Genomic DNA, 4,004 nt, shown 5'->3' with positions numbered 1-4,004 from the left:
CCCGCGTGGTGCCGTAGGAGGCCTTTCAGCTCCTACCCCATCCGCCCGATCGCTTCGGCCGCCGTCGCTCCGCTCCTCCCCTTTGTGGGGAGGAGGCAGGAGGTGGGGGGGGTTCAGGATGAGGCGGTGCGGTGCCTTCTGCACTACCCCCACCCCGAACCCCTCCCCACAAGGGGGAGGGGAACCGGGCGCTACACCGACAGGAACCGGGCGACCTGCGCCTCGTCGATGTCGGCGCGCAAACTTTCGTGGACGATCGAGCCGTTCTCGATCACGAGAACGCGGTCGGCGACGTCCATGGCAAAGCTTAGGACCTGCTCCGAGACGACGATCGACAGACCGCGCTCGTCGCGAATCTTCTTCAGCGTACGCCCCATCTCGCGAATAATCGATGGTTGAATGCCCTCGGTCGGCTCGTCGAGGAGCAGAACCTTCGGGTTGCTGGCGAGCGCCCTCGCGATGGCGAGCTGCTGCTGCTGCCCCCCCGAGAGGTTGCCGCCGCGCCGGCCCTTCATCTCCAGGAGGACCGGGAACATCGTGTAGAGATCCTGCGGCACCTTGCGCGAGCCGGTGACGGTGAGCCCCGTCTCGATGTTCTCCTGCACCGTCATGGTGGAGAAGATCATCCGGCCCTGCGGCACGTAGGCCAGGCCCTTCGCCACGCGGGCATGGCTCTTCAGGGCGGTGACGTCGGTGCCGTCCACGGTGATCGTGCCGGACTTCGTCGGCACGATGCCCATCAGCGTCTTCATGAGCGTCGACTTGCCCATGCCGTTGCGGCCCATCACGGCGACGATCTCGCCGGGCGCGACGTCGATGTCGATGCCGTGCAGCACCTCGCTCTGGCCGTAGGCGGCGTGGAGGTCGGCGATCGACAGCATCGGCGCGGCGCCGGGCACGACCGGCGGCACAAGGGGGGCGGGTGAAGTCTGGAGCATGGTCGGTTCGCCCTCAGTGACCGAGATAGACTTCGACGACTTTCGGGTCGTTCTTGACCCGCTCCATCGACCCTTCGGAGAGCACCTTGCCCTGGTGGAGCACGGTGACCCGGTGGGCGATGTCCTCGACGAACTTCATGTCGTGCTCGATGACGAGCACCGAGCGGCCCTTGATGATCTGGTTGAGGAGCTCGGCGGTCTTGATGCGCTCGCCGACGCTCATGCCGGCCACCGGCTCGTCGAGCATCAGCAGTTCCGGGTCCTGGATCAGCAGCATGCCGATCTCCAGCCACTGCTTCTGGCCGTGGCTCAGGAACTCGGCCCGCTCGTCGAGCTGGTCCTTCAGGAAGATCGTCTGCGCGATCTCGTGGATGCGGTCGCGCACCTCGGCGTCGCGCTTGAAGGTCAGTGCCCCGAACACCGAGCGGCCGCGGGGGAACGAGATCTCGAGATTCTCGAACACCGTCAGGTCGTCGTAGATCGACGGCGTCTGGAACTTGCGGCCGACGCCCGCCTGGACGATCGCGCTCTCGGAGAGCTTGGTCAGCTCCTGGCCCTTGTACTTGATCGAGCCGGAGCTGGCCTTCGTCCGCCCGCAGATCAGGTCGAGCACCGTGGTCTTGCCGGCGCCGTTGGGGCCGATGATGACCCGGATCTCGTCCGGATCGACGTAGAACGACACGTCGTTGACCGCCTTGAACCCGTCGAAGGAGACGGTGAGCGCCTCGACCGCCAGCAGGAAGTTCTTCTCGTCCGCCGGGGTGCCGATCGGCGCCGAGGTGAGAGCGGAGGGGAGGATGGCCGCGTTCATCGATGTGTCCTCACTCGGCCGGGGTGCCGTGGGGCAGGGCGGGGTTGGCGACGGGGGCCAGACCCTTGGCCTTGCGGAACAGGCGGGGTTCGACATGCTCGCGCCACAGGCCGGCGATGCCGTTGGGGAAGATCAGCACCACGGCGATGAACAGGCCGCCGAGGCCGAACAGCCAGAGGTCGGGGAAGGACTCGGAGAACGAGGTCTTGGCCCAGTTGACGAGAAGCGTCCCCCAGACCGCGCCGAAGAGCGACAGGCGCCCGCCGACGGCGGCGTAGATCACCATCTCGATCGAGGGCACGATGCCGACGAAGGAGGGCGACATGAACCCGACCTGCAGGGTGAACATCGCCCCGCCGATCGCCGCGAAGCCGGCGGCGAGGCAGAAGGCGAACACCTTGAAGCCCGCCACCGAGTAGCCCGAGAACCGGACCCGGTCCTCCTTCTCGCGCATGGCGACCAGGATGCGCCCGAGCTTCGACTTCTTCACGTACTGCGCCATCAGGATGCAGCCGATGAGCAGTCCGCCGTTGACGAAGTAGAGGATGACTTTCGCGTGGTCGGTGCGGATGTCCCAGCCGTTCAGCGTGCGCAGGTCGGTGATGCCGTTGATGCCGCCGGTGTAGCCCTGCTGGCCGACGATCAGAATCGTCAGGATCGCGGCGATCGCCTGGGTGATGATGGCGAAGTAGGTGCCGCCGACGCGGCGCTTGAACATCGCCACCGAGATGATGAAGGCGAAGGCCACCGGCACCGCGACGACGAGGATAAGCGTCAGCGGCAGGCTGTGGAAGGGCTGCCAGAACCAGGGAAGCGAGGTGATCTGGTTCCAGTCCATGAAGTCGGGGATGCCCGGCGTCGACTGGATCTTCGTGTTCTCGACGCTGGATGCTTCGAGCTTCAGGTACATCGCCATGCAGTAGCCGCCGAGCCCGAAGAACACGCCCTGGCCCAGGGAGAGAATGCCGGCATAGCCCCAGCAGATGACGAGGCCGAGCGCGACGAAGGCGTAGGTGAGGTACTTGCCGACGAGGTTGAGGCGGAAGCCGTCGAGCATCAGCGGCAGGACGACCAGGATCACGCCGGCGAGAAGCAGCAGGCTCACCCACTCGACCGGCTTCATGAAGGGGTTGTCGTTGACGGTGACCGCCTTCGACAAGGATTGGACTGGGCTCGTCATCGGGGCGCGCTCCTCAGCGACGGACCTTGAGGGTGAACAGGCCCTGCGGCCGCAGCATCAGGATCGCCACCACCGCGAGCAGGGTGAGCACCTTGGCCATGGAGCCGGAGAGGAAGAATTCGAGGGTCGACTGGGTCTGCGAGATCGAGAAGGCCGAGGCGATGGTGCCGAGCAGGCTCGCCGCGCCGCCGAAGACGACGATCAGGAAGGTATCGACGATGTAGAGCTGGCCCGAGGTCGGCCCCGTGGAGCCGATCATGGTGAAGGCCGAGCCGGCGATGCCGGCGATGCCGCAGCCGAGGCCGAAGGTGTAGCGGTCGACCTTCTCCGTATCGATGCCGACGGCGCCCGCCATCGGGCGGTTGCTCATCACCGCGCGGATCTGCGCGCCGAAGCGGGAGCGGTAGATCAGCAGGGCGACGCCGAGCGTGATGACGGTGGTGACCGCGATCACGAACAGGCCGTTGATCTGCACCTCGATGGAATCGGTCACGGGGATCGAGCCCATCATCCACGAGGGCAGTTCCACGCCGACCTCGCGCGGGCCGATGATCGTGCGGTAGGCCTGCTGCAGGATCAGCGAGAGGCCCCAGGTCGCCAGCAGCGTGTCGAGCGGCCGCTTGTAGAGGTGGCGGATCAGAGCCCATTCCACCAGCATCCCCATCGCTCCGGACGCCAGGAAGGCGAGCGCCATGGCGATGAAGAAGTAGGCACCGAAGAGTGAGGGAAGGTGCGCCTGGAAGAAGGTCGAGCACAGATAGGTGACGTAGGCCCCCAGGATCATGAACTCGCCGTGGGCCATGTTGATGACGCCCATCTGGCCGAAGATGATCGCGAGACCCAGCGCCATCAGGACGTAGACGGAAAACAGGATCAGACCTGCGAAGCCCTGCATCACGAAGATCGAGCTGAGGTCTGCGAGCGAATAGTCGCCGAACATGGTGGTGGTCCCCGGCGGAATGTTCTGGGAGGGCGCAGCAAGTGTCGGGCCACGCATTTCCCCTCCCCCTTGTGGGGAGGGGCAGGGGTGGGGGTGGTGCCGGATCGATCGCGGCGGTGCCTTCTGCGCCACCCC

The 4,004-nt window shown here is 66.0% G+C and carries 4 protein-coding genes; all 4 read right to left on the bottom strand.

What is annotated here, in order from left to right:
• Positions 1-191: 191 nt before the first annotated feature.
• The 4 genes from urtE to urtB all read right to left on the bottom strand — a co-directional run bounded on the left by urtE (position 192) and on the right by urtB (position 3,869).
• Positions 192-881, bottom strand: coding sequence for an urea ABC transporter ATP-binding subunit UrtE (gene urtE / locus MFF42_RS13470; RefSeq protein WP_238256185.1), 690 nt, complete (start codon positions 879-881; stop codon positions 192-194).
• A gap of 70 nt (positions 882-951) precedes the next feature.
• Complete coding sequence (gene urtD / locus MFF42_RS13465; protein WP_238256183.1) at positions 952-1,749, bottom strand: urea ABC transporter ATP-binding protein UrtD; 798 nt, start codon at positions 1,747-1,749, stop codon at positions 952-954.
• 10 nt (positions 1,750-1,759) lie between these two features.
• Positions 1,760-2,929, bottom strand: coding sequence for an urea ABC transporter permease subunit UrtC (gene urtC, locus MFF42_RS13460; protein WP_238256182.1), 1,170 nt, complete (start codon positions 2,927-2,929; stop codon positions 1,760-1,762).
• Positions 2,930-2,942: 13 nt separating this feature from the next.
• A complete protein-coding gene (gene urtB, locus MFF42_RS13455) occupies positions 2,943-3,869 on the bottom strand; it encodes an urea ABC transporter permease subunit UrtB (RefSeq protein WP_238256184.1) in 927 nt (308 codons plus the stop codon).
• Positions 3,870-4,004: the final 135 nt, after the last annotated feature.

Origin of the sequence: Methylorubrum podarium (assembly GCF_022179745.1) — a bacterium.
Classification (GTDB): domain Bacteria; phylum Pseudomonadota; class Alphaproteobacteria; order Rhizobiales; family Beijerinckiaceae; genus Methylobacterium; species Methylobacterium podarium.
This window is presented reverse-complemented; position numbering and strand designations above follow the sequence as displayed.

Bases quoted from the DNA above. Each gene is read 5' to 3' on its own strand.
- urtE (WP_238256185.1), bottom strand. From the start codon at position 881: ATGCTGTCGATCGCCGACCTCCACGCCGCCTACGGCCAGAGCGAGGTG.
- urtD (WP_238256183.1), bottom strand. From the start codon at position 1,749: ATGAACGCGGCCATCCTCCCCTCCGCTCTCACCTCGGCGCCGATCGGC.
- urtC (WP_238256182.1), bottom strand. From the start codon at position 2,929: ATGACGAGCCCAGTCCAATCCTTGTCGAAGGCGGTCACCGTCAACGAC.
- urtB (WP_238256184.1), bottom strand. From the start codon at position 3,869: ATGTTCGGCGACTATTCGCTCGCAGACCTCAGCTCGATCTTCGTGATG.